We start from the raw sequence: 24,941 nt of genomic DNA on the forward strand, positions 1-24,941 counted from the left end.
CCACGCTCAACGACCGCAGAAATTAAAAAAGGCGCCCGAAGGCGCCTTGTTTTAATGGTCGGAGTGAGAGGATTCGAACCTCCGGCCCCTGCCTCCCGAAGACAGTGCTCTACCAGGCTGAGCTACACTCCGATCCGGATTGACCGACCTATGAAACGCAAGCGCGGGACTGCTTGCAGGCGGCAATCGTGAAGTGGTCGCTCTATCGGCAATTCGCCGGGCATTGTCAAGCACCCCATCGCGCAAAAAGAACAGGCTTTGCACCTCGGCATAAGATTCCTTGCCCAAGCCCATTGCCAAGGAGAAAACGCAAGACCTTCGCCCAGGGAAATGGGCCAAACGCAGCGATTGCGCTTGGAATTCCCGAGTTTAGAGGCAATCATGCCGAACCGCGTGTGAATGCAGTATGAGTAAGGTACCGGAAACGCTGGAATGACGCAGCAACAGGCACGTTCTGATTTTTCGAAGAATCTCGACCGGCATATCAAGGCAAGCCGGTTTGCGGCCATTGCCTGGCTCGTCCTGTCGCTTCCCTGGCTCGCCTATTTCACCTTCGCGCAGGATTATACCCGGCTTGGCATTCTGGGCTTCAGTGTCGCCAACCAGGTTTTCGCGCTGGCCCTGTTCCGGATCGGCCGGCACTATGCGGCGCGGGTCTACTGGCTGTCGGTGCAGATCGCGACCTTCCTCGTGGGCGGCTATTACCTTGGCGGAGCAAGCGAGGCGGATCTGCTGTTCCTGTTCGTGCTGGGCCTGCCGTTCCTGTTCTTCTGCTGGCGCAACGAACGCACCACCCTGATCGTGTTCGAAACGCTGGTGTTGCTTGGCTCGATCGCGACGTTTTCCTTTGACTGGCTCGACCTGCATACGCAGTGGTTCAGCTACCCCGCGACGCGGCATCTGAATGCCTCGCCGGAACTTTATAACTTCAGCCTGAAACTGACCGTCGCCGTCCTGCTGATTTCCGAGATCGCCTATTTCGTCCGGATCACCCAGCTGGCAACCGATGCCGCCGATGACGCCTTGCAGCAATCCGACGAAGCGGCCCGGGCGAAGGGCGAATTCCTGGCCAATATGAGCCACGAGATTCGCACTCCGATGAATGGCCTTGTCGGGATGATCGAGGTGCTGGAAACCACCGACCTGACCGATCAGCAGACGCGGGTGATCGGCACGATCCGCAATTCGGCCTTTTCGCTGCTGCGGATCGTCGACGACATCCTGGACGCCAGCAAGGTCGAGGCGGGCAAGCTCACCTTGGAAGAAACCAAGACCGAGTTGCGCCCGCTTGTCGAAGGGGTGGCGCAGACCCTGCAAACCACCTCGGACCAGATGGGCGTTCATATCCGCATGCTGATCGACCCGGAGCTGCCGGACTGGATCATGACCGACCCCGGGCGGCTGCGGCAGATCTTGCTGAACCTGCTCAGCAACGGTGTGAAATACTCCTCCAAGCAGCTGACCGACCGTCAGGGCGAAGTGCAGATGCTGGCCGAGATGGGGCCCGACGACACCCTGCGGTTCCACTTCAAAGACAACGGCATCGGCATGAGCCGGGATTTTCTGAACAAGCTGTTTGACCCCTTCACCCAGGCCGAAGCCTCATCCCACCGGATTGTCGGGGGCACCGGGTTGGGATTGGCGATCACCCGCAGCCTGATCGATATGATGGGGGGAAGCATCGCCATCGACAGCGCCCAGAACAAGGGCACCGAGGTGACGCTGGACCTGCCGCTGGCCCCCGTCGACGGGCCAAGCAGCATGCCCGACCTGTCCGGGCTGGAAGTGGTCTGCTTCGACCTGCTGGACGAAGCGGCGCGCGACGGCATGAAACGGCTGGTGTCGAAGGCCGGGGCGCATATCAGCTTCGTGCGCAATGTCGAAGACATGATGCGCCTTGACGGCGCCGTGACGGACAAGCCGATCGTCCTGCTGCCGACCAGCAGCGACGCCCAGTCAAAGTCCCTGCAGACCGCAGTGACGGCACAGGTGCCGAATGCGAAATTCGTCCGGTTTTCCTCAAGCAGAACGGCGCGCTACGGATTGCTGAGCGGTTCCTGCTACCTGATCCAGATCTTCCCGATGATGACCAGCGAACTGCTGCAGGCGATTGCCGTGCTGGCCGGGCGCGCCAGGGGTTCGGACAGCCCCCTCGGCGAAAGCGCGGCGCACGGCGGCCTGGCGGCGCCGGAAACCGAAACCGGGCTCGGCGACGCCAAGAACGTGATGATCCTGGTTGCCGAGGACAATGAGATAAACCAGATCGTGCTGAGCAATCAGCTGGATATCCTCGGCTACCCGCATGACATCGCCGCCAATGGCCGCGACGCTTTGACGAAATGGAAAAGCGGGCTTTACGACCTGGTCCTGACCGATTGCCACATGCCGCTGATGGACGGGTTCGAACTGACCAGCGCGATCAGGGAGCTCGAGACCGAACAAGACGCCAGCCATACGCCGATCATCGCGATCACCGCGAACGCGCTGGCCGGCGAAGCCGAGAAATGCATCGACATGGGTATGGACGGGTATCTGGCAAAACCGGTCGAACTGAACGAATTGAAGAAAAAACTCGGCCAATTTGCATTCTGATACAGTAGTATCCACCTATAGTTCTTCTGTCCCCCTGCATGAAGGGGCGGGGGCCGAAAGCCCCCGGAGCCGGTTAAAAACTCTTGCACTGTGGACGTATGTTATAGACTGGGGGAGTTGTGTTTAAGAAATTTTGGAGCGGCATAGCCTTGGCGCAAGGGACTCAACCCGCTGGCTTTTCTGACCTGGAACAAAGGGTCAGGTTCAGCAAATTCGCTCTGCTCCAATCCGCGGTCATGCTCGCTTTTTGGCTGGGCTATTTCGCCTGGATCGGCAACACCGAATATTTCTACATGGTTCTGCTGGCCAGCGCGTCCTGCCTGCCCACCGCGTTTCTGCACCTGCTGCGATGGGATTACCTTGCGCGGGTCGCCTGGAATATCGCGGTCCCCGCCATGTATCTGGCGCTATCGATCCGATACGGCAAAGACATCACGCCCGAATATTTCTTCTTCTTCCTGCTCGCCCTGCCCTTCCTGCTGTTTTCCTGGACCGAGGAACGGCGCACCCTGTTCTTCGCCGCGACGATCCAGACGCTCGTCAGCCTGTTCGCGCTGAGCCTCGATTTCCTCGACATTCCCCAGGGCGGGGGGCTCACCCCGCTGACCGAAGAACAGGCCCGCACGATCGAATGGAGCATCCGCATCGCCGTCGCGGCGCTGCTGCTGATTCAGATGGTCTATTTCTCGTGGCTGAACGGGCGCGCCCAGACCGAGGCGACCAAAGCCCTGAAAGAAGCGAATTACGCCGCCCGCACCAAGGGCGAATTCCTGGCCAATATGAGCCACGAAATCCGCACCCCGATGAACGGCGTGATCGGGATGATCGAGGTGCTGGAAACCATGGACCTCAATGCGCAGCAGGCGCGGTCGGTGGGCACCATCCGCAATTCCGCCTTCGCGCTGCTGCGGATTCTCGACGACATCCTCGACGCCAGCAAGATCGAGGCCGGCAAGCTGAACGTGGAAAAGACGAAGGTGGAACTGCGGCCGCTGCTCGAAGGCGTGTCGCAGACCCTGCAGGTCATGGCCGATGAAAAGGGCGCGGAACTGCGCCTGCTGATCGACCGCAAACTGCCGGAATGGATCTGGGCGGATTCGGGGCGGCTGCGCCAGGTTCTGCTGAACCTGCTCAGCAATTCGATCAAGTATTCGGCCAAGAACCTGACCGGCCATACGGGAACGGTCGTCCTGAATGCGCAAAGCCACCGGGGCAACCAGCTTGTCATCATCGTCAAGGACAACGGCATCGGGATGAGCGAAGAAGTCCAGTCCAACCTGTTCGAACCCTTCGTACAGGGCGAACAATCCACACGGCGCCGCGTCGGTGGCACCGGGTTGGGGCTGGTCATTTCGAAGAACCTCATCGAACTGATGGGCGGCACCATCAGCGTCGAAAGCAAGGACGGCGAAGGCACCAAGACGACCATCACCCTGCCGCTGGAACCCGCCGCCGGGCCCAGCCGCCTGCCCGACCTGACCGGGCTGAACGTGGTCTGCTATGGCATGGATGATCCGCTGATCCGGGAAGGCATGGGGCATATCCTGGGTGCCGGTGGGATTTTCAACAATTTCATCGACGAGAAACACATTGTCGAGGCGCAAGACCCCGAACGGATGAACCGATCGATCATCATCTTCCCCCCGATGGAGGAGGAAAAGCGCAACGAGCTGCAGGAGGATTTCGAAAATCTGTTCCCCGGCGCAGGCTTCATCCATTGCAGCCCGGTGCGCTCGGACCGGTTCGGACTGATTTCGAAAAACACCTACCGGATTCAGATCTTCCCGATGATGACGAGCGAACTTTACCACGCGCTGGCCGATCTGAGCGGCCGCGGCGACCATGGCGGCGACGCCGCCGCCGATACGGCGACCAATGCCGGGCCCGAACATGCCCCCGGAAATCATCGCATCCTTGTCGTCGAGGACAATGAGATCAACAAGGCCGTGCTCAGCAAGCAGTTGGAAATCCTGGGCTACCCGCACGAATTGGCCTCGGACGGGGTGGAAGGCTATGCCAAGTGGCGGTCGGGCGATTTCGATCTGATCCTGAGCGATTGCCATATGCCGCGGATGGACGGGTTCGAACTGGTCGGGGCGATCCGTTCCGAGGAACAGCGGGAAAACCTGCCGCGGGTGCCGGTCATCGCGATCACCGCCAATGCCCTGCAGGGCGAGGCGGAAAGATGCAAGGCGGCGGGCATGGACGGCTATCTTGCCAAGCCGCTGGAACTCAATGCGCTCAAGGCGCAGATCCTCAAGCTGCTCAAGACCCGTCAGCGGCAAGCGGACGTTTCGTGATCCGGCGCACCGCCCGGAAACGCAAACGGCCCGCCAGGATGGCGGGCCGTCCGAAACGATAAAGGCCGAAGCTTACAGGCTGCTGTCCAGCGCCGCGACGATCGCGTCGCCCATTTCGCTGGTCGACACCGGGGTGACGCCCTCTTCGCCCAGCAGGTCGGCGGTACGCACGCCATCGGCCAGCACTTTCTCGACAGCCGCTTCCAGACGATCGGCCTCGGCGCCCATGTCGAAGCTGTAGCGCAGCGCCATGGCGAAGCTGAGGATACAGGCGATCGGGTTGGCCTTGCCCTGACCCGCGATATCGGGGGCCGAGCCATGCACCGGTTCGTACAGGGCTTTCGGGCGGCCATTGGCCATCGGCGCGCCGAGGCTGGCCGAGGGCAGCATGCCCAGCGAACCGGTCAGCATCGCGGCGGCATCCGACAGAAGGTCACCGAACAGGTTGTCGGTGACGATCACGTCGAACTGCTTGGGCCAGCGGCACAGCTGCATCGCGCCGGCATCGGCATACATGTGGCTCAGCTCGACGTCGGGGTATTCCTTTTCGTGCACTTCCGACACCACGGCGCGCCACAGGATACCCGATTCCATCACGTTGGCCTTCTCCATCGAGCAGACCTTGTTGTTGCGCTTGCGGGCCAGTTCGAACGCCGAACGTGCGACGCGTTCGATTTCGCTTTCGGTATACCGCTGGGTGTTGATGCCGACCCGTTCGTTACCTTCCTCGAAGATGCCGCGCGGTTCGCCGAAATAGATGCCCGAGGTCAGTTCGCGCACGATCATGATGTCCAGACCGGCCACCACGTCCTTCTTCAGCGACGAAAAATCGGCCAGCGCGTCGAAACACTGCGCCGGGCGCAGGTTGGCGTAGAGGTCCATTTCCTTGCGCAGGCGCAGCAGGCCGCGTTCCGGCTTCACGCTGAAGTCCAGATCGTCGTATTTCGGGCCGCCCACTGCGCCAAGCAGAACCGCGTCCACCGATTGCGCCTTTTCCATGGTTTCGTCGGTCAGCGGGGTGCCATGCGCGTCGTAGCTGCAGCCCCCGACCAGACCTTCGCTGACGTCGAAAACCAGCCCGCGCTTGTCGCCGTACCAATCAATGATCTTGCGCACCTCGGCCATCACCTCGGGGCCGATCCCGTCACCGGGCAGAATAAGAAGCGAAGGGTTGGTCATTTCACTGTTCCTCGGTTTTAAATTCAGGCAAACGCCTATCCTTTAAAGCCGGAAAGATCAAGAAACGAAGGGCGCCAGACCGCTGCAAAGCCGGTCCCAGACCGCCGCGATCCGAGGCACGTGGCGCAGCCCCTGCGGCGCGGCCAGCCAGACCGGCAAGGGCGGGATCGTCACCCCGATATCCAGCAGCTCGACGCCCGGGTCGGCATCGATCAGATTGCGCTGCCCGAACCCCACGCCGCAGCCCGCCCGGATCAGTTGCCAATAGGCGTTCTGGTCATCGCAACGGGTGGTGAACCAGTCCCGCGTCGCCGGCCAGCCCAGATCGCGCATGCCGCGCAGGATCAGCTCGCTCTGATCGAAACCGACAAGCGCGTGATCCATCATGTCCTGCACCGTTTCCGGGCGGCCGTGCTTTTCCACATAAGACGTCGCGGCGCAGACCCCCATCCTGATCTCGCCCAGCTTGCGGGTGACGATTTCCAGCTGCTGCGGCTGGTACATCCGAACGGCGATATCGGCTTCGCGGAACAGCAGGTTGTCGCTGCGGTCCGACGCCACGAGGTCGATGGTGATCCCCGGCAGGGCTTCGCGGATATCGGCGACAATGCCGGGCAGGTAATTCAGCGCGGTGACTTCGCTGGCGGTGATCCGCACCGTGCCGCTGGTGCCCGCATCGCGCCCCGCCACCGCCATGGCGATTTCGCGCATCGCCTCCTGCATGCGGCGGGCGGCGGGCAGGATCGCCTGCCCCGCCTCGGTCAGGTCGAAGCCGCGCGGCTGCCGGACCAGCAGCGACACGCCCAGATCGGTTTCCATCTGCTTGATCTGGCGCCCCAGCGTCGGCTGGCTCAGCCCCAACTGCCGCGCCGCCGCCGATAGCGACCCCCGTTCGGCCACGGCAAGGAAACTGCGCACCAGCGCCCAGTCGGTTTGATCGAGATTTGCCATTCACAAATGAATACACAACCTTCTGTTTCAGGCAATAGGCATTCAAAACAGAACGGCATATTTCAGTGGCAGAAAATTCAGACAAGCAATTCAGAAAGGAACAGATCAATGCAACAGACAGTCCTGATCCTGGGTGCCAACGGCCGTTTCGGCAGCAACGCCGCCCAGGCCTTCGCCGCCGCCGGATGGCAGGTGCGCAAATTCGACCGCAGCCGCGACCGGCTGGAACAGGCGGCGCGCGGCGCCGATGTGATCGTCAACGCCTGGAACCCGCCCTATCACCATTGGGCCAAGGAAATCCCGGCGCTGCACGCAAGGGTGCGCCGGGCCGCTTTGGAAAACGACGCGACGGTGATCATCCCCGGCAATGTCTATGTCTTCGGCCCCGATGCGCCCTTCCGCTGGACAAGCGACACGCCGCATCTGGCGACCAACCCTCTGGGCAAGCTGCGGATCGATATGGAAAACGCCTATCGCCGCGACGGGGTGCGCACCATCGTGCTGCGCTCGGGCGATTACATCGACACCTCGGCCTCGGGTAACTGGTTCGACATGCTGATGGGCAAGCACCTGTCCAAGGGCAAATTCTACTATCCCGGCCGCGCCGACATTCCCCATGCCTGGGGTTACCTGCCCGATGTGGCGCGGGCGGCGGTGATGCTGTCGGAAAAGCGCGATCAGCTGAAGCGGTTCGAAGACGTGCCGTTTCCCGGCTACACCCTGACCGGTCAGGAACTGGTGGCGGCGATTTCCAAGGTGTCCGGCCGCGACATCAAGCTGAAGAAAATGCTCTGGTGGCCGATGAATTTCGCCCGGCCTTTCGCGCCGGTGCTGAACGGGATCTTCGAAATGCGCTACCTGTGGAACCTGCCGCACCGCCTTGACGGGGAACGGTTCAACGCCCTGCTGCCGGATTTCCAGCCCACCCCGATGGAAGAGGCGCTGGCCCGGGGCATCGCGCCGCTGATGCCCGATGCCGCATCGCCCAAGCCGCGCCGCGCCGCCGCCTGAGCGCTAGTCGGGCAGGGCCAGGTCGACCCAGACCAGCCGGTGCCGGCTGGCCGCCTCGGCCACCGGCGCGAAGGGATCGCCGGGGGCGGGCCACAGAACGCCCGCCCCCAGCACCTTCAGGTCGGCCGAGGGCAGGACGTAATCCACCCGCATCGGGCCGGTCGCCTCCCAGGCGACCGTCGCGGCGTGATGGGTGTCGGACAGCGGCAGAGGATCGCTCAGGCGCGGATCGCCCAGCAGCGCCCTGATCGCCGCTTTCCGCCCTTCGCCCCGTTCGGGATCGGCATTCGCATCGCCTGCCAGAACGAAGGCCCCTGTCACCGCCCCACCCAGATCGCCATCCAGATAGGCCCGCCACAGGCGCAGCTCGTCGGCGTTGCGGAACCCGTTGCGATCCTCCGGCCCGTCGAAAACCGGCGGCGTCGCGTGGAAGGTCAGCAACGTGATCCGCCGCCCCGAGGGCAGAACCACCGGCACCACCCAATGCCCGATCGAGCTGAGCCGTTGCACCCTCGCGGCCTCAACGCTCAGCACGCCCTCGGCCTTCGGCCCCTCGGCCCGCGCCAGATCGGCCCAGAGCAGCCCCGACAGATCGCGCACCCCGTCGTGGTCGATGGGAAAGCGCGACAACACCGCCATGCCGCCCTGCCCGGAAAACAGCCCATATCCCTGCGCATCACGCGGCCCGCCGATCCGCCCGTCGCCATCCAGGTCGATGCCGCTTTGCCAGCCGCTATTGGGCCGCAGGGTGAAAACATGGGGATACTCCAGCCCCGCCGCTGCGACCGCCTTGCGCAGCTCGGATAACGCGGCGCCGCCGTGATCGTAATCGATCCCCTGCAACGCCACGACATCGGCCCCGGCGCGGGCCAGCACCCGGGCCATCGCCCGCACCTGTTCATCGCCCCTGACGATATCGCGCAGCAGCAGGCCCGGGCCTTTCCGGCTCAGCTCGGTATTGAAACTGGCGATGCGCAGGGTTTCGGCCCAACCGGCCGATCCCGCGACAACCAGCGAAAGCAGAAGGATCAGGCGATATGCACCTTGGATTCGGCATAGGCGCGGCGGCGCTTTTCGCCGATCATGTCGGCGACGCGCCCCAGGGCGATCCCGCGCAGCATCATCAGGCTTGGCAAACAGGCCCATATCGTCACCGACCAGATCAGTGCATGCGGCTCAGACAGGATATCCAGGCTCATCGAACCCCAGATTCCCTTGATCACCGCCGGGATCAAGAATGGCAAAATGAAACCTAACATAACGTTAAGCCGGGCATCCCGCGTCAGCCGGGTCAGCACATCGCCCTGGGTCGGGTCGAACATCGGCAGGTTGATCCAGACGTTGAAGCCGCCATTGCCGCGCGGCCAGTTGCCCAGATGCACGGCGGCAAAGAAGAACAGCACCGCCATCGCGGAAATCGCATAGGCCATCGCCGCGGTCATCCGCAGCGTGCTGACCAGCGCCGCCGGCGTCTCGGGCGGCAGCGTCAGCAGCGCCAGCCGGATCGGCGAATAGGGGAAATCCATCAGGTTGCCGAGAATCCGCGCAAACGCGGTCAGTACCAGCGAAATCTGCGTCGGATAGGCTTCGGCCCGCAGGATCATCGCCAGGATGAAGACCACGATCAGGACGGTGGTGAAGCGCAGCCGGTTGAACGGCGCGGCATAGCGGAATTCGATCACCGATGGGTATTCCGCGATATATTCGAAGAAGATCATCGCACCGGCGAGGATCGCCACCAGAACGACCAAAGCCGAGGCATCGCCCGCCGTGCCCGGCAACAGCATGGACGGCATAGCGATAAGAAACGCTACAAGGAATGCACGGCTAGCCGCGCGTGCCACATGTTCGATCACTGCCCGATCCCTTAATCTTGGCCGGATGCAATTCTTTGCCGCATCCTGGTTCCAATTCGATCCCGCACGTTGGCGGACTGCCTCATTCTTGCCCCAATCCTGCCTTGTTTCGAAATTTGCCTCAAGATGGGATGATTGAAATCGCTGCAATCTCCACGCCTTACCGGGGGAAGTGGTGCCGGTTTGCATCATTGCGGCGGCCACAATTGGGGTTTTACGGCATATTTTGGGGCTGGATTGGACCGAAGCCATAGGCGGGGAAGCGGGGCACAGCCCGCCCCTAAACAAAAAAGCCGCCCCGAAGGGCGGCTTTCTCAAAGGGTGTTCTCAAAGGATCAGACCCAGGGGCGTTCGGTTGCCATCTTGTCTTCGAAGGACTTGATCGCACCGGCCTTTTCCATCGTCAGGCCGATGTCATCGAGCCCGTTCAGCAGGCAATGCTTCTTGAACGCATCCACTTCGAACTTGATCACTTCGCCGTCCGAGGTGGTGATTTCCTGCGCTTCCAGATCGACGGTCATCCGGGCGTTCGATCCCTTCTCCGCGTCCTTCATCAGCAGATCGACCTGTTCCTGCGGCAGCGCGATCGGCAGGATGCCGTTCTTGAAGCAGTTGTTGAAGAAGATGTCGGCGAAGCTGGTCGAGATCACGCATTTGATGCCGAAATCGGCGATCGCCCAGGGCGCGTGTTCGCGCGAGCTGCCGCAGCCGAAATTGTCGCCCGCCACCAGGATCTGGGTGTCGCGATATTGCGGCTTGTTCAGCACGAAATCGGGGTTTTCGTTGCCTTCGCGATCATAGCGCATTTCGTCGAACAGGTTCACGCCCAGCCCGGACCGCTTGATGGTCTTCAGGAACTGCTTGGGGATGATCATGTCGGTGTCGATATTGACCAGCGGCAGGGGCGCCGCGATACCGGTGAGTTTTTCAAACTTTTCCATATCTTCGGCTCCTCAGGCGTCTTCCAGTTCCATCAGCTCGCGCACGTCGGTCAGGTGACCGGTCACCCCGGCGGCCGCGGCCATGGCCGGGCTCATCAGGTGAGTACGGCCCTTGTAGCCCTGACGCCCCTCGAAGTTGCGGTTCGAGGTCGAGGCGCAGCGTTCTTCCGGCGCCAGCTGGTCGGGGTTCATCGCCAGGCACATGGAACAACCGGCCATGCGCCATTCCAGACCCGCATCGGTGAAGACCTTGTCCAGGCCTTCTTCCTCGGCCTGCGCCTTCACCAGGCCCGAACCCGGCACCACGATGCCGCGCACGCCCGGGGCCAGCTTGCGGCCCTTCAGCACTTCGGCAGCGGCGCGCAGATCCTCGATCCGGCCATTGGTGCAGGACCCGATGAAGACCGCGTCGATCTTGATATCGGTGAGCTTCTCGCCCACTTCCAGCCCCATGTATTCGATGGCGCGCTTGGCCGCGTCCACCTTGCCGCCGGTGAAATCCTCGGGCGCGGGCACGTTGGCCGAAATCGGCAGCACGTCCTCGGGCGAGGTGCCCCAGGTGACGACCGGTTCGATGTCTTCGCCCTTCAGCGTGACCACCTTGTCGAAATGCGCGCCCTCATCGGTGTAGAGCGTTTTCCAATAGGCCAGCGCCTGTTCCCAGGCAGCGCCTTTCGGCGCGTGCGGGCGGCCCTTGACGTATTCAAAGGTGGTTTCGTCCGGCGCGATCAGACCGGCGCGCGCGCCGCCTTCGATCGCCATGTTGCAGACGGTCATCCGGCCTTCCATCGACATGTCGCGGATCACCTGGCCGGTGTATTCGATGACATAGCCGGTACCGCCGGCGGTGCCGGTGGCGCCGATGATGGCCAGCGTCACGTCCTTCGGGGTCACGCCCGGCTTCAGCTTGCCGGTGATTTCCACCTTCATGTTCTTGGATTTCTTCTGGATCAGCGTCTGGGTGGCCAGCACGTGTTCCACTTCCGAGGTGCCGATGCCGTGCGCCAGCGCACCAAAGGCACCGTGGGTCGCGGTGTGGCTGTCGCCGCAAACAACGGTCATGCCCGGCAGGGTCCAGCCCTGTTCCGGCCCGACGATATGCACGATGCCCTGACGGACGTCGGTCACCGGGTAATAGTTGATGCCGAATTCCTTGGCGTTCTTGTCCAGCGCGGCAACCTGCACGCGGCTGTCCTCGGTCATCTGCTCGGGGTTTTCGCGGCCCGGCGTGGTCGGCACGTTGTGGTCCGGCACGGCGATGGTCTTGTCCGGCGCGTGCACCGGACGATGCGCCATGCGCAGGCCCTCGAAGGCCTGCGGGCTGGTGACTTCGTGCACCAGGTGGCGGTCGATATACAGAAGGCAGGTGCCGTCTTCGGACTGGTCGGCGACATGCGCATCCCAGATCTTGTCATAGAGTGTCTTCGGGGCGGTCATGGTCCTCTCCCGTGGATTGTCTTGGATGAATTCAGGGTGTGACAGAGATGGGCGCGCCTTATAGGCGGGCCAGAACAGTATGCGTGGCGCCGAAGAACCTCCAGGGCAGGCGCGCGCGATCATCCATGTCGAAAATCCGTTTCATGCTTGGGCAAATAGCGCCTCTGCCCGAGTCTTACAAGTGTCTTACAAGTGTCTTGCCGGATCGCGCGCCCCATGCCACCCTGCTTGCATGGACCAGACCCAGGCCGACACCGCCCTGCCGCAAAGCACCGAGGAACTGGCGCTCGGGCTGTGGGCTGATGCCGAGCGTTTCATTTCCAGCCTGCTGCGCCCCTGGAGCGCCTATCAGATTCTCATCGCGCTCGGCCTGTTCCTGGCCGCCCACCTGCTGCAAAAACTGATCGGGCCGAAGCTGCACGACTGGATGCGCAGCAAGGGGCACTGGCCCAACTGGCGGCTGCGCATCCTGGTGGTTCTGCACCGGCGGCTGCGGCTGATCCTGTTCGTGGCGCTGATCTGGCCCACGGTCTGGATCATGCGCGACCGCACCTGGCCCAGCCGGTCCTACATGCTGGGCATCCTGGCGCAACTGGCCTTCGCCTGGCTGGTGATCGCGGTGCTGACCCGGCTAATCGTCAATCCCTTCCTGCGCCAGGTGGTGCGCTATGCCGGCTGGATCTGGGTCACCCTGTCGATCCTCGGCCTGACCGAGGACACCCGCCTGCTGCTCGACAGCGCCGCGATAGACATCGGCGGCACCCACCTGTCGCTGTGGCTGCTGCTGCAGGCGGTGGCGGTGCTGACGGCGCTGTTCACCCTGGCCCGGGTCCTGTCGCGCGCCAGCGCCGACAGTATCCGCGGCAACAAGGATATCAGCCCCTCGATGCAGGTGCTGCTGATGAAGTTCCTGCAGGTGCTGCTGTACGGCGCGGCGGTGTTCATCGGGCTCAAGACGGTGGGGGTCGACCTGACCGGGCTGGCGTTTCTGTCCGGCGCCATCGGCGTCGGGCTTGGCTTCGGGCTGCAGAAGGTCGTGTCCAACCTGGTGTCGGGCGTCATCATCCTGATGGACAAGTCGATCAAGCCCGGCGACGTGATCTCACTCGGCCCCACCTTCGGCTGGATCGAGGCGCTCGGCGCGCGCTATGTCAGCGTGGTCACCCGCGACGGCAAGGAATTCCTGATCCCGAACGAGGACCTGATCACCGGGCAAGTGGTGAACTGGTCGCATTCCAACGATTACGTGCGGCTCGATATCCATTTCGGCACCGCCTATAGCGACGATCCGCACCGGGTGCGCGAGATCGCGGTGGAGGCCGCCAAAAGCGTCGACCGGGTGCTGACGATCAAGCCGCCGGTCTGCCATATCGTGGGCTTCGGCGACAGTTCGGTCGATTACGTCCTGCGCTTCTGGATCGAGGACCCGACCGGCGGGCTGACCAATATCCGCGGCAATGTCTTTCTGGCGCTGTGGGACGCGTTCAAGGAAAACGGCATTTCCATCCCCTTCCCGCAGCGCGAGGTCACCCTGCTGCCCGGATCGCAGGTCAGAACCGAAACCGAATGATCCCGGCCGGCGCCCGTGGCGAAGCGATTGGGGGCGCTGCCCCCAGACCCCCGAGGTATTTGAGCCAAGATGAAGCAAGAAAAGCTTGGTCGCTTCTCCTGTTTTTAAATATCCCCGCGCGGCAGGCCTCCCGAAAGAAAATGCTGCTGAGCATTTTCTTGAGATATCAAGCGCGCCCGGCACGGGCGCACAATCCGATCCGCCCGCGATCTTTGGCCGACCGGGATTGTCCCTTGAACCTGACATTGAGATTTATCATATGAAATGATAATCTGTATTTGTCTGGCGCCGGGACCTATCGCGGCGTGTGAAGCAAGGAGGACAATGTCCTGTCTCTTAACCATGACGCGGCGGGTGCCGCCGAACTGGGGGCCGCTATGACCCAGGCCCCCGCAAGCGTGACAAGCGAGCAGCTGCTTGCGCGCATCCTGAGCTCTCTCGAAGATGACAAGGCCGAAGACATCGTGCAGATCGACCTGCGCGGCAAGTCGTCGATCGGCGATTACATGGTCGTGTGTTCCGGCCGCTCGTCGCGCCAGGTGGCGGCAATCGCCGAAAAGCTGGTCGAACGGCTGAAGCAGGAATTTCACCGCACCAGCCGGGTCGAGGGCAAGGATACCGGCGACTGGGTGCTGATCGATACCGGCGACGTGATCGTTCACATCTTCCGGCCTGAAGTGCGCGAGTTCTACCAGATCGAAAAGATGTGGCAGCCCGCCGGGGCGTCCCCCGCCCAGGCCTGATGCGGGTCCATATCTGCGCGGTGGGCCGGTTGCGCACCGGCCCGGAACGCGCTTTGATCGACGATTACCTCACCCGCTTTGACCGCACCGGTCGCGGGTTGGGGCTGGGGCCTTTGACCATCCACGAAGTCGAAGACAAGAAGGGCGGCGGCATGGCCGCCGAGGCCGAGCTGCTGGAACGCGTCCTTCCCAAGGGCGCCGTCATCTGCACCATGGACGAACGCGGCAAGCTGATGAGCTCGCCCGATTTCGCCGATAAGCTGGCGGGCTGGCGCGATGCCGGGCGGGGCGATCTGGCCTTCGTCATCGGCGGCGCCGACGGGATCGACCCGTCCCTGCGCGCCAAGGCGGATTTCTCGCTCTCCTTCGGCAAGATGGTCTGGCCGCACATGCTGGCGCGGGTGATGCTGAGCGAACAGCTCTACCGCGCCGCCTCGATCCTGGCGGGAAGCCCCTATCACCGGGTCTGAACGCTTGCCCCTTGCGGGCTGGCCCCTTAGATGGGGGATAACTTCACGAAGGGCCGATCATGACATATCCCAAACCCGTTGTTCTGTGCATTCTCGATGGCTGGGGGCTCAGCGCCGAAACCAAGGGCAATGCCCCGGCGCAAGCCAATACCCCGAACTTCGACCGGATCATGGCCGATTGCCCGCATAACCAGCTGATCACCCATGGCCCCGATGTCGGGCTGCCCAGCGGCCAGATGGGCAATTCCGAAGTCGGTCACACCAATATCGGCGCCGGCCGGGTGGTGGCGATGGACCTGGGCCAGATCGACCTGGCGATCGAGGATGGCAGTTTCTTTTCCAACGAGGCGCTGCAGGGCTTCATCGCCAAGCTGAAGGCCTCGGGCGGCACCGCGCATCTGATGGGGCTGGTGTCGGATGGCGGGGTGCACGGGCACCTCACCCACATCATCGCCGCGATCAAGGCGATCACCGAGGGCGGCGTGCCGGTGGTTCTGCACGCGATCACCGACGGGCGCGACGTGGCGCCGAAATCGGCCTTCACCTATTTCGAGGAACTGGAAGCGGCGCTGCCCGAAGGCGCCCGGATCGGCACCGTCACCGGGCGCTATTTCGCGATGGATCGTGACAACCGCTGGGAACGAGTATCGGAGGCCTATGCCGCGATGATCAAGGGTGAGGGCGGCCATTCCGCCAGCGCCCATGCCGCCGTCGACGCGGCTTACCAGCGCGAGGAGTCGGACGAATTCATCACCGCCACGGTGATCGGCGATTACAAGGGCGCCAAGGATGGCGACGGGTTCTTCTGCCTGAACTTCCGCGCCGACCGGGCGCGGGAAATCCTGCGCGCCATCGGCGAACCGGGCTTTGCCGATTTCGACACCGGCACCCGCCCCGACTGGGCCGCTTTGCTGGGCATGGTGGAATATTCCGAAGGCCATAACGCCTATATGGAAACCGTGTTCCCGGCGCGCGACATCGTCAACACGCTGGGCGCCTGGGTCGCCAAGCAGGGCAAGCGGCAGTTCCGCCTCGCCGAGACCGAAAAATACCCCCATGTCACCTTCTTCCTGAACGGAGGCAAGGAAGACCCCGAGGTGGGCGAAGACCGCTACATGGCGCCCTCGCCCAAGGTGGCGACCTACGACCTGCAGCCGGAAATGTCCGCCGGTGAGGTAACCGAACATTTCGTCAAGGCGATCGAGGACGGTTACGACCTGATCGTGACCAACTACGCCAATCCCGACATGGTCGGCCATACCGGCGATCTGAAGGCGGCGATCAAGGCTTGCGAGGCAGTGGACCAGGGCCTGGGCCAGGTCATCACGGCGCTGGAAAAGGCGGGCGGCGCGATGATCGTCACCGCCGATCACGGCAATTGCGAACAGATGATCGACCCCGAAACCGGCGGGCCGCATACCGCCCATACGATCAACCCGGTGCCGGTGATCCTGGTCGGCGGGCCCGAGGGCGCCAAGCTGCGCCAGGGCCGTCTGTCCGATCTCGCCCCCACCCTGCTGGAGCTGATGGGCCTGCCGCAGCCGGCGGAAATGACCGGGAAAAGCCTGCTGGAATGATCCGCGCCTGTCTCACCGCCCTTTGCCTTGCCAGCGCTCTGCCCGCCTGGGCCGAACCCGATCCGGCTGCGCTGGCCGAAGCGGCGGCGGAACGGCTCGACACTGCGGCGACCGCCTTGTCGAAGGCCGACAGCGCCCGCGACCGGGTCAAGGCGCTGTCGGAAACGCTGCGCGCCTATGAGGACGGGCTGGAAGCGATGCGCGAAGGGCTGCGCCGGGTGTCGCTGCGCGAGGCGCAGTTGGCCAGCGAATTGCAGGCCCGCGAGGGCGAAGTCGCCCGGCTGCTGGGCGCGCTGCAATCGCTGTCGGCCACGCCCGCGCCGGTGCTGATGCTGCACCCCGACGGCCCCGCCGACACCGCCCGCGCCGGCATGTTGCTGGCCGATGTCACCCCGGCGCTGACCGAAAAGGCCGACCGGCTGCGAGCCCAGCTGGAAGAGGTGTCAACACTGCGCAGCCTACAGCAGAACGCGGTCGAGACGCTGGAAAAGGGACTGAACGGCGTGCAGCAGGCCCGCGCCGAACTGAGCCAGGCCATGGCCGACCGCACCAACCTGCCGCGCCGCTTCACCGAGGACCCGGTGAAGACCGCGATCCTGATCGCCTCGGCCGAAACGCTGTCGGGCTTCGCCAGCGGGCTGAGCCAGATCGCCGAGAACGAAGCCCCCGGCAGCCTGCCGGACATCGCCCATCGCAAGGGCCAGCTGCCGCTGCCGGCGCAGGGCGTGGTGCTGCGCCGCGCGGGTGAGGCGGACGCGACCGGCATTTCCCGCCCCGGCCTGATCCTGGCGACCCGGCCCCGCGCCTTGGTCAGCACCCCCACAGCGGCAACAATCCGCTACCAGGGGCCGCTGCTCGATTACGGCAATGTGATGATCCTTGAACCCCAGGCGGGGCTGTTGTTCGTTTTCGCCGGGCTCGATGTGGTTTATGGACAGATCGGACAGGTCCTGCCGTCGGGCAGCCCGATCGGGCTGATGGGCGGGCAGGACGCGGAAATCGGCGCCATTCTGTCCCAGTCGGGCAATGGGGCTGGTGCTGAGGCGACAGAAACGCTCTATATAGAGATCAGAGAAGACAACGTGCCGGTCGATCCGGAAACGTGGTTCACAACCGGGAAGGATAACTGAGCGATGAAGAAATTCGTCATGGCCGCGGTGGGCGGTACTCTGGCCGGGCTGATTGCCACCACCCAGGTGGCCGGGCCGCTGCTGGCGCAGGAAGCCGCGAAACAGACGAATGTCTATGAGCAGCTCGACCTGTTCGGCGACATCTTCGAACGCATCCGCGCCCAGTATGTCGAGGAAGTGGACGAGAAGAAACTGATCGAGGCGGCGATCAACGGCATGTTGACCTCGCTCGATCCGCATTCCAGTTACCTGTCGCCCGACGACGCAGCCGATATGCGGGTGCAGACCCGCGGCCAGTTCGGCGGATTGGGCATCGAGGTCACCCAGGAAGAGGGCTTCGTCAAGGTGGTGTCGCCGATGGACGGCACCCCGGCGGCCGAGGCCGGGATCGAGGCGGGCGATTTCATCACCCATGTCGACGGCGAAAGCCTGCTCGGGCTCGGGCTCGACGAAGCGGTCGACCTGATGCGTGGCCCGGTGGGCAGCGAAATCATCATCACCGTTGTGCGCGAAGGCGAAGCGGAACCGTTCGACGTTTCGATCATCCGCGACACGATCAAGCTGCAGGCTGTGCGCGCCCGCACCGAGGGCAACACCGTCGTGCTGCGGGTCACCACCTTCAACGACCAGACCTATCCGGGCCTCGAAGAGGGGCTGAAAAAGGCGGTCGAGGACCTGGGGGGCATGGACAAGGTGAACGGCTTCATCCTCGACCTGCGCAACAACCCGGGCGGGCTGCTGACACAGGCGATCCAGGTCTCCGACGCGTTCCTCGAAGGCGGCGAAATCGTGTCCACCCGCGGCCGTATCCCGTCCGAGGGCGACCGCTACAACGCCACCCCGGGCGACCTGGCGGAAGGCAAGCCCGTCGTGGTGCTGATCAATGGCGGCTCGGCCTCGGCGTCGGAAATCGTGTCGGGCGCGCTGCAGGATCACCACCGCGCCATCGTGGTCGGCACCAAGAGCTTCGGCAAGGGATCGGTGCAGACGGTGATGCCGCTGCGCGGTGACGGCGCGATGCGTCTGACCACGGCGCGCTATTACACGCCGTCGGGCCGGTCGATCCAGAACCTGGGCGTGTCGCCCGACATCGTGGTCGAACAGCCCCGCCGCGCTCCCGAGGCCGAAGCGGATGACACCGCCGCCCGCCGCACCCGCTCCGAGGCGGACCTGCGCGGCAGCCTGTCCAACGACAGCCTGAGCGAGGACGAGATCAAGCAGATCGAGGACGAACGCGCCAAGGCCGAGGAAGCCGCCAAGCTGCGCGAGGAAGATTACCAGCTCGCCTATGCGGTCGACCTGCTGATGGGCCTGTCGAAGATCGACCTCAAGGACTGATCGTCCGGAACAGACCGAAACAACGCCGCCCCCGCGACAGCTTCGCGGGGGCGCCTCCATCCCGGGACCAGGATCACCGATGACACCCGCAGAAATCGCCAAACTGCCCTATCGCCACTGCGTCGGCGTGATGCTCGCCAACCCGCAGGGCCAGGTCTTCGTCGGCCAGCGCATCGACACGCCCGGCCCGGCCTGGCAGATGCCCCAGGGCGGCATCGACAAGGGCGAAACCCCGCAACAGGCCGCGCTGCGTGAGCTGTGGGAAGAAACCGGCATCCCCGCCGATCTGGTGCGGATCGAGGCGGAAACCGAAGACTGGCTGACCTACGAGCTGCCGCATGACCTGGTGCCCAAGATCTGGAAAGGCCGCTATCGCGGTCAGGAACAGAAATGGTTCCTCGCCCGGTTCGAAGGCAGCGACAGCGACGTGAATATCGAAACCGATCACCCGGAATTTTCCCGCTGGCAATGGCTGTCGCCCGATCACCTGGTGGAAAACATCGTGCCGTTCAAACGCGCCGTCTATACCAAGGTGCTGAACGCCTTTCGCGCCAAGATCTGACCCTCATCCGAGCTTTTTCTTGGTCCAAGTACCCTAGCCGAAGGCGCGAGGCGCGCAACGCCTGCCGCGCGGCGCGACCCTCCCCTTGCCGCCCGCGCAACGGCAGACGCGCCGCCTCTCTTAAAAATCAGCAGAACCCGGCAGCGGGCCGGATGATCCCGGTGTCGATGGCGCGCCAGTTGCGGATCGGCGCGTTCATCCGCTTCAGCGTCGCCGGGTGGTTCGGGTCCAACAGCCCCAGCTTCACCAGGATCGCCGCGATGGCGCATTCCGCCCCGCGGGTCGATCCGTCGGTGACCTTCAGCGCCACGCCCAGCTTGCGCTCGGGGATGATGGCGATGAAAAACGCCTCCGCCCCGGTCTTCAGCGCCACCCGGCCGCCCATCGCGCGCATCAGTTCGGTACAGGCGCGGCCCTCGCCCGCCACCAGCTCGGGATAAGCCACCATCGCCTTGCGCAGCCGCGCCGCCGCCTCGGCGCGCACGCCCGACCGGTCCTCGGCGGAGGCGAAATAGGCCATCGCCCGCGCCATGCCGTGCAGCGACACGGCGAAATTGGGCGCCGAACAGCCGTCGATCACGTGACCGGGGCTGGGTTCGCCGCAGACATCCTCGAACGCCTCCAGGCAGGCCTGCTGCACCGGGTGGTCGAAATCGACATAGTCCGGCCCCGCCCCCAGATGCTTGGTCAGCGTCAGGAACCCGGTATGCTTACCGGAACAGTTGTTGTGGATCTGGCAGGGCTGTTGCCCGGCCCGGATCAGCGCATCGCGCATCTCGATATCGCGCGGTTCCTGCGCGCCGCAGCGGAAATCGTCTTCGCCCCGGCCGATATGATCCAGCCAGGCTTGCACCCGGTCGGTATGGATCGCCGCCGCGTTATGCGACGCACAGGCCAGCGCCAGGTGTTCTTCCCACAAACGATAGGCATCTGCCGCACCGCTTTCCACCAGCGGCAGGGCCTGAATCATCTTCGAGGACGACCGCGGCAGCACCACGATTTCAGGATCGCCCCAGGCCTCGACGATCTGACCGCTGTCGTCGCAGATCACCGCGTGACCATGGTGGACGCTTTCCAGAAAGTCGCCACGCCATACTTCTGCCATCGGGACCGGGTTTGTCATTGTCTGCCTCGTTTCAACTCTATGCGATCTCTGTGCGATTTTCCGCCAATTGCCCTTTCGCCGCTGGCGGCTTTCGGACTATTGTTGCAATGTCGAGCGCGATACGCCCTTTCGCCCCAAGACGCCACACCAAGGCGCGCGAAAAGGCAAGCAGGAATTGAGGCAAAGACAGCTGGAGGCTGGATCGAATGATTTCACGTTTTGTAAGCGGCATTGCCGGGGCCGCAATGGTGCTGGCCGCCACGGGTGCATGGGCGCAGCAGACGAGCGATAATCAGGTAGCCGCCAAGACGGACTGGAGCGTTTTCGAGGACAGCGATCCGCGCGAATGCTGGGCGGTGTCGTCACCGAAGGAAACCGTGAACACCAAGGATGGCCGCGTGGTCGCGGTGCGCCGCAGCGACATCCTGTTGATGGCCTTCTACCGCCCCGGCGCCGGGGCCAACGGTCAGATCACCTTCACCGGCGGCTATCCCTTCGCGCCCGGTTCCAACGTCAACCTGACCATCGACGACAACAGTTTCGAGCTGTTCACCGAGGGTGAATGGGCCTGGCCCGCCACCCCCACCGATGACGCCAAGATCATCACCGCAATGAAGCGCGGCAAATCCGCCGTCCTGACCGCGCATTCGTCGCGTGGCACCAACACCAAGGACACGTTTTCGCTGCTGGGCTTCACCGCCGCAGTGGAAGAGGCCGAAAAGCGCTGCAAGTAAGCGAGCCTTCAGTGTGGACAGACAAGGCGGCCTTTCGGGGCCGCTTTTTTATGTCGCACATATCTTTTGGCTTTGCCGTCCGAATCCTATATGAAGCGCATTCACCCTCGATAGGACTGAAGAAATGACGGCCGACGCACCGATCACCCAGGATGTTATGACGATCCCCCGGAAACTGCCCGAGGGGCCGGTCAACCTTGTCGGCCTGACCCGCGACAAGCTGCGCGAGGCTTTGCTTTCGATCGGCACACCGGAAAAGCAGGCCAAGATGCGGGTGAACCAGATCTGGCAATGGATCTATCAATGGGGCGTGCGCGATTTCGCCGAGATGACCAACCTGTCCAAGGCCTATCGTGCCCAGTTGGCAGAACATTTCGTCATCGAAATCCCCGAAGTGGTGTCGAAACAGGTCAGCGCCGACGGCACTCGCAAATACCTGGTCCGCATCGCCGGCGGGCACGAAGTCGAAGTGGTCTATATCCCCGAAACCGATCGTGGCACGCTTTGCGTGTCCAGCCAGGTCGGCTGCACGCTGACCTGCTCCTTCTGTCATACCGGCACGCAAAAACTGGTGCGCAACCTGACGGCGGGCGAAATCGTCGGCCAGATCATGATGGCGCGCGACGATCTGGACGAATGGCCCGAACCCGGCGTCGGCACCGGCGAAGCAGGTCCGCGCCTGCTGTCCAACATCGTGCTGATGGGCATGGGGGAACCGCTTTACAATTTCGACAACGTGCGCGACGCGATGAAGATCGCGATGGATGGCGAAGGCATTTCGCTGTCGCGCCGCCGCATCACGCTGTCGACCTCGGGCGTGGTGCCCGAAATCGCCAAATGCGCCGAGGAAATCGGCTGCCTGCTGGCGGTGTCGTTCCACGCCACCACCGACGAGGTGCGCGACAAGCTGGTGCCGATCAACAAGCGCTGGAACATCGAGACATTGCTGGACGCGCTGCGCGCCTATCCGAAACTGTCGAACAGCGAACGGATCACCTTCGAATACGTGATGCTGAAGGACGTGAACGACACCGATGAGGACGCCCGACGCCTGGTCAAGCTGATCAAGGGCATCCCGGCCAAGATCAACCTGATCCCGTTCAACGAATGGCCCGGGTCGCCCTATCAGCGTTCCGACTGGGACCGGATCGAAAAATTCGCCGACATCATCTACAAGGCCGGTTATGCCAGCCCGATCCGCACCCCGCGCGGCGAAGACATCATGGCTGCCTGCGGCCAGCTGAAATCGGCCACCGAACGCGCCCGCAAATCCCGCGCCCAGATCGCGGCCGAGGCGGGGCTGTCGGAATAAGCCACCCAAATCCCATGGTTTGAGACAGAGGCAAGGCGCTTTAAAACGCCTTGCTGCAAGCCTGTTCGAACGGGCTTGCCCCCGGCCAGGGGCAAGGTAGCCGCAACAATTCTGCCCCGAAGGGCCTATTGTTCCCCATTTTCACACAATTGCCCCGTTTCGGCACATTTTCAGCCGCACTCCGCTGGCACCAATTCTGCAGCAACTTAGGCGCAGGAGGTATTGCCATGATTGCGAATGAAATGACGACCCAAGCCGCAGAACAGCGCGAACTCTTGGCCCTGATCCGGTCCGAGCGGGAAAAATCCGTGTCGGTCCGCGAATGGAAACACCGCCTGGTGGGCTATGGCTATGCCGTCCGCAACACCGATCATGGCGACGTGATTTCGCGCTTCGGATCGCAGGAAGAACTCTGCGGCATTCCGGCCGAATTGCTGCATTAAGCCTCGACGTCGGGGATACGATCGCGCCGGGTTCCGGCCCATTGCCAGTCGGAGATGATATCGACCGCGTCCTGCGCCGTTTCGACAAAGCGAAACAGGTCCAGGTCCTCGGGTGAAATCGTGCCCGCGTCCTTCAGCGCTTCCCAGTTGACGATCCGGCGCCAGAAGGATTCGCCGAACAGCAGGAACGGCACCCGTTCCATCCGCCCGGTCTGAATCAGCGTCAGGCTTTCGAACATTTCGTCCAGCGTGCCGAAGCCGCCGGGGAAAATGCACACCGCCTTCGCCCGCATCAGGAAATGCATCTTGCGGATGGCGAAGTAGTGGAAATTGAAACTCAGGTCCGGCGTCACATATTCGTTCGGCGCCTGTTCATGCGGCAAGACGATGTTCAGGCCGATCGAAATACCGCCCGCTTCCGTCGCCCCTTTGTTGCCCGCCTCCATCACGCCGGGGCCGCCACCGGTGCAGATGACGTAATCGTGCTTGCCGTTGCCCAGCCCCTTCAGCGTCATCAGCCGGGAAAATTCCCGCGCCTCTTCGTAATATCTGCTGAGTTCGGCCAGGGTTTCGGTCTTCGCCGTATGCTTCCTGTCGGGGCTCGGGATTCGCGCGCCGCCGAACAGAACGACGGTGCTTTCCACCCCGTATTCGTCCAGCAGCATCTGCGGCTTCAGCAATTCCAGCTGCAGCCGCACCGGGCGCAATTCATCACGGCAGAGGAAATCGTTGTCGTTGAAGGCCAGCCGGTAGGATGGCGCTCGCGTCTGCGGCGTGTCCGGCACCCCACGCGAGGTTTCGATATCGGTCGGGGCGTCGCGAAATACGCTGCGGCGATCGTCTTTCATTCGGCGATCCTCCTTGCTGGAATAATGTTCCCAAGACCTAGCGCGGAACCGGCGGGGACGCCAGCGGCGCCGGGGGCCTGTCCCGATTATCCGCTTGTCGCGGGCGCTTGTCGAAATTATAGATAATCTATGAGCGAAACGCCTGCCATCACCGCCGACCGCATCTATGACACCCTCTCGCAACGGATCATCCGGGGCGAATTGGCGCCGGGCGAAAAGCTGCGCCAGGATCATATCGCGCGGGAATTCGACACCAGCCACGTACCGGTGCGCGAAGCCCTGCTGAAGCTGCAGGCGCATGGGCTGGCGGTCAGCCAGCCGCGGCGCGGGATGCGGGTTTCGGCGCTGGACCCGGCCGAGCTGCGCGAGATCACCGAAATGCGCGTGGTCCTGGAAGACCTGGCACTGCATCACGCCTGCTTCCAAATGACCAACGCCGATTTCGCCAAGGCCGATGCCGCCCGCAAGGCCTGCGATGAAGCCGAGGACCTGCCAACGTGGGAAGCCCGCAACCGGGCCTTTCATCGCGCGATCCTTGCCCCGTGCGGTATGCCCCGGCTGATGGCCGCGATCGACGACCTGCACATGGCCAGCGCGCGGCACCTGCTGGCCAGCTGGCAAAGCGGCTGGCAGCAGCGCGAAGACAAGGAACACGCGGCGATCCTCATGCTGATGCGCCGCCGCGATGCCGAAGGCGCCGCCGACCTGCTGCGCCGCCACCTGCGCCGCGCCGACCGGATTTCCCGCCGATAAACCCCTGACCGGGCAGGCATTTCAACCCCGCTCAAATTCCGCCTTGCAAAATTATCTATGAATGCAATCATGCGCCGCAACATGGAATC

General features: G+C 63.3%; 22 protein-coding genes and 1 tRNA gene. 14 read left to right on the forward strand and 9 right to left on the reverse strand.

What is annotated here, in order from left to right; genetic code table 11:
* Positions 1 to 55 precede the first annotated feature (55 nt).
* A tRNA-Pro gene (locus tag GR167_RS06825) sits at positions 56 to 132 on the reverse strand.
* Positions 133 to 432: 300 nt separating this feature from the next.
* Here GR167_RS06825 and GR167_RS06830 point away from each other — a divergent pair.
* Together GR167_RS06830 and GR167_RS06835 are read left to right on the forward strand one after the other, a co-directional pair.
* Complete coding sequence (locus GR167_RS06830; protein ID WP_160972724.1) at positions 433 to 2,592, forward strand: ATP-binding protein; 2,160 nt, start codon at positions 433 to 435, stop codon at positions 2,590 to 2,592.
* Between the two features lie 236 nt (positions 2,593 to 2,828).
* Positions 2,829 to 4,892, forward strand: a complete 2,064-nt coding sequence (locus tag GR167_RS06835; protein WP_160972725.1) for an ATP-binding protein — start codon at positions 2,829 to 2,831, stop codon at positions 4,890 to 4,892.
* Positions 4,893 to 4,964: 72 nt separating this feature from the next.
* Here the strand turns inward: GR167_RS06835 and leuB are convergent, their stop codons facing one another.
* Entirely contained in the window at positions 4,965 to 6,071 is a 1,107-nt protein-coding gene (gene leuB / locus GR167_RS06840) for a 3-isopropylmalate dehydrogenase (protein ID WP_160972726.1), read from the reverse strand.
* 57 nt (positions 6,072 to 6,128) lie between these two features.
* Positions 6,129 to 7,022, reverse strand: coding sequence for a LysR family transcriptional regulator (locus GR167_RS06845; protein WP_160972727.1), 894 nt, complete (start codon positions 7,020 to 7,022; stop codon positions 6,129 to 6,131).
* A gap of 108 nt (positions 7,023 to 7,130) precedes the next feature.
* Here GR167_RS06845 and GR167_RS06850 point away from each other — a divergent pair, with 108 nt between their 5' ends.
* Positions 7,131 to 8,033 (forward strand): Rossmann-fold NAD(P)-binding domain-containing protein, encoded by a 903-nt coding sequence (locus GR167_RS06850; RefSeq protein ID WP_160972728.1) that lies wholly within the window; start codon positions 7,131 to 7,133, stop codon positions 8,031 to 8,033.
* Between the two features lie 3 nt (positions 8,034 to 8,036).
* On the opposite strand, the gene GR167_RS06855 is transcribed toward GR167_RS06850, so the two are convergent.
* From GR167_RS06855 to leuC, 4 genes are all read right to left on the reverse strand, one after another.
* Entirely contained in the window at positions 8,037 to 9,083 is a 1,047-nt protein-coding gene (locus GR167_RS06855; RefSeq protein ID WP_370741290.1) for an endonuclease/exonuclease/phosphatase family protein, read from the reverse strand.
* Positions 9,062 to 9,829, reverse strand: a complete 768-nt coding sequence (locus GR167_RS06860) for a hypothetical protein (RefSeq protein ID WP_212769876.1) — start codon at positions 9,827 to 9,829, stop codon at positions 9,062 to 9,064. The genes GR167_RS06855 and GR167_RS06860 overlap by 22 nt, the downstream gene beginning before the upstream one ends.
* Before the next feature lie 395 nt (positions 9,830 to 10,224).
* The gene (leuD, locus tag GR167_RS06865; RefSeq protein WP_160972731.1) at positions 10,225 to 10,830 is read right to left on the reverse strand and encodes a 3-isopropylmalate dehydratase small subunit; all 606 of its coding nucleotides are present in this window, start codon (positions 10,828 to 10,830) and stop codon (positions 10,225 to 10,227) included.
* A gap of 12 nt (positions 10,831 to 10,842) precedes the next feature.
* Positions 10,843 to 12,267 (reverse strand): 3-isopropylmalate dehydratase large subunit, encoded by a 1,425-nt coding sequence (leuC, locus tag GR167_RS06870; protein WP_160972732.1) that lies wholly within the window; start codon positions 12,265 to 12,267, stop codon positions 10,843 to 10,845.
* Positions 12,268 to 12,499: 232 nt separating this feature from the next.
* Here leuC and GR167_RS06875 point away from each other — a divergent pair, with 232 nt between their 5' ends.
* From GR167_RS06875 to GR167_RS06905, 7 genes are all read left to right on the forward strand, one after another.
* Positions 12,500 to 13,837: a mechanosensitive ion channel family protein gene (locus GR167_RS06875; protein WP_160972733.1), complete on the forward strand. Its 1,338-nt coding sequence runs from the start codon at positions 12,500 to 12,502 to the stop codon at positions 13,835 to 13,837.
* A 377-nt stretch (positions 13,838 to 14,214) separates the two neighbouring features.
* Complete coding sequence (rsfS, locus tag GR167_RS06880) at positions 14,215 to 14,580, forward strand: ribosome silencing factor (RefSeq protein WP_370741262.1); 366 nt, start codon at positions 14,215 to 14,217, stop codon at positions 14,578 to 14,580.
* Positions 14,580 to 15,050, forward strand: coding sequence for a 23S rRNA (pseudouridine(1915)-N(3))-methyltransferase RlmH (gene rlmH, locus GR167_RS06885; RefSeq protein WP_160972734.1), 471 nt, complete (start codon positions 14,580 to 14,582; stop codon positions 15,048 to 15,050). Before rsfS ends, rlmH begins: the two co-directional genes overlap by 1 nt.
* Positions 15,051 to 15,109: 59 nt before the next feature.
* Positions 15,110 to 16,627, forward strand: a complete 1,518-nt coding sequence (gene gpmI / locus GR167_RS06890) for a 2,3-bisphosphoglycerate-independent phosphoglycerate mutase (RefSeq protein WP_160972735.1) — start codon at positions 15,110 to 15,112, stop codon at positions 16,625 to 16,627.
* Entirely contained in the window at positions 16,624 to 17,757 is a 1,134-nt protein-coding gene (locus GR167_RS06895) for a murein hydrolase activator EnvC family protein (protein WP_160972736.1), read from the forward strand. Before gpmI ends, GR167_RS06895 begins: the two co-directional genes overlap by 4 nt.
* Before the next feature lie 3 nt (positions 17,758 to 17,760).
* Entirely contained in the window at positions 17,761 to 19,095 is a 1,335-nt protein-coding gene (locus GR167_RS06900; protein ID WP_160972737.1) for a S41 family peptidase, read from the forward strand.
* Between the two features lie 79 nt (positions 19,096 to 19,174).
* The gene (locus tag GR167_RS06905) at positions 19,175 to 19,657 is read left to right on the forward strand and encodes an RNA pyrophosphohydrolase (RefSeq protein ID WP_160972738.1); all 483 of its coding nucleotides are present in this window, start codon (positions 19,175 to 19,177) and stop codon (positions 19,655 to 19,657) included.
* A 127-nt stretch (positions 19,658 to 19,784) separates the two neighbouring features.
* Here the strand turns inward: GR167_RS06905 and GR167_RS06910 are convergent, their stop codons facing one another.
* Positions 19,785 to 20,780, reverse strand: coding sequence for an asparaginase (locus GR167_RS06910; RefSeq protein WP_160972739.1), 996 nt, complete (start codon positions 20,778 to 20,780; stop codon positions 19,785 to 19,787).
* Between the two features lie 188 nt (positions 20,781 to 20,968).
* Between GR167_RS06910 and GR167_RS06915 the strand changes: the two genes are divergently transcribed.
* The 3 genes from GR167_RS06915 to GR167_RS06925 all read left to right on the forward strand — a co-directional run bounded on the left by GR167_RS06915 (position 20,969) and on the right by GR167_RS06925 (position 23,251).
* Complete coding sequence (locus GR167_RS06915) at positions 20,969 to 21,496, forward strand: invasion associated locus B family protein (protein ID WP_160972740.1); 528 nt, start codon at positions 20,969 to 20,971, stop codon at positions 21,494 to 21,496.
* A gap of 124 nt (positions 21,497 to 21,620) precedes the next feature.
* Positions 21,621 to 22,808 (forward strand): dual-specificity RNA methyltransferase RlmN, encoded by a 1,188-nt coding sequence (gene rlmN / locus GR167_RS06920; RefSeq protein ID WP_160972741.1) that lies wholly within the window; start codon positions 21,621 to 21,623, stop codon positions 22,806 to 22,808.
* 227 nt (positions 22,809 to 23,035) lie between these two features.
* Positions 23,036 to 23,251 carry a hypothetical protein gene (locus tag GR167_RS06925; protein ID WP_235915872.1) on the forward strand — a complete coding sequence of 72 codons (216 nt, stop codon included), beginning with the start codon at positions 23,036 to 23,038 and terminating at the stop codon, positions 23,249 to 23,251.
* Here the strand turns inward: GR167_RS06925 and GR167_RS06930 are convergent.
* Positions 23,248 to 24,099, reverse strand: coding sequence for an LOG family protein (locus tag GR167_RS06930; protein WP_160972742.1), 852 nt, complete (start codon positions 24,097 to 24,099; stop codon positions 23,248 to 23,250). The genes GR167_RS06925 and GR167_RS06930 overlap by 4 nt on opposite strands.
* Positions 24,100 to 24,228: 129 nt before the next feature.
* Between GR167_RS06930 and GR167_RS06935 the strand changes: the two genes are divergently transcribed.
* Positions 24,229 to 24,852 carry a GntR family transcriptional regulator gene (locus GR167_RS06935; protein WP_160972743.1) on the forward strand — a complete coding sequence of 208 codons (624 nt, stop codon included), beginning with the start codon at positions 24,229 to 24,231 and terminating at the stop codon, positions 24,850 to 24,852.
* The last annotated feature ends 89 nt before the right edge of the window (positions 24,853 to 24,941 follow it).

It is taken from the genome of Thalassovita mangrovi (genome assembly GCF_009857745.1).
Classification (GTDB): domain Bacteria; phylum Pseudomonadota; class Alphaproteobacteria; order Rhodobacterales; family Rhodobacteraceae; genus Thalassobius; species Thalassobius mangrovi.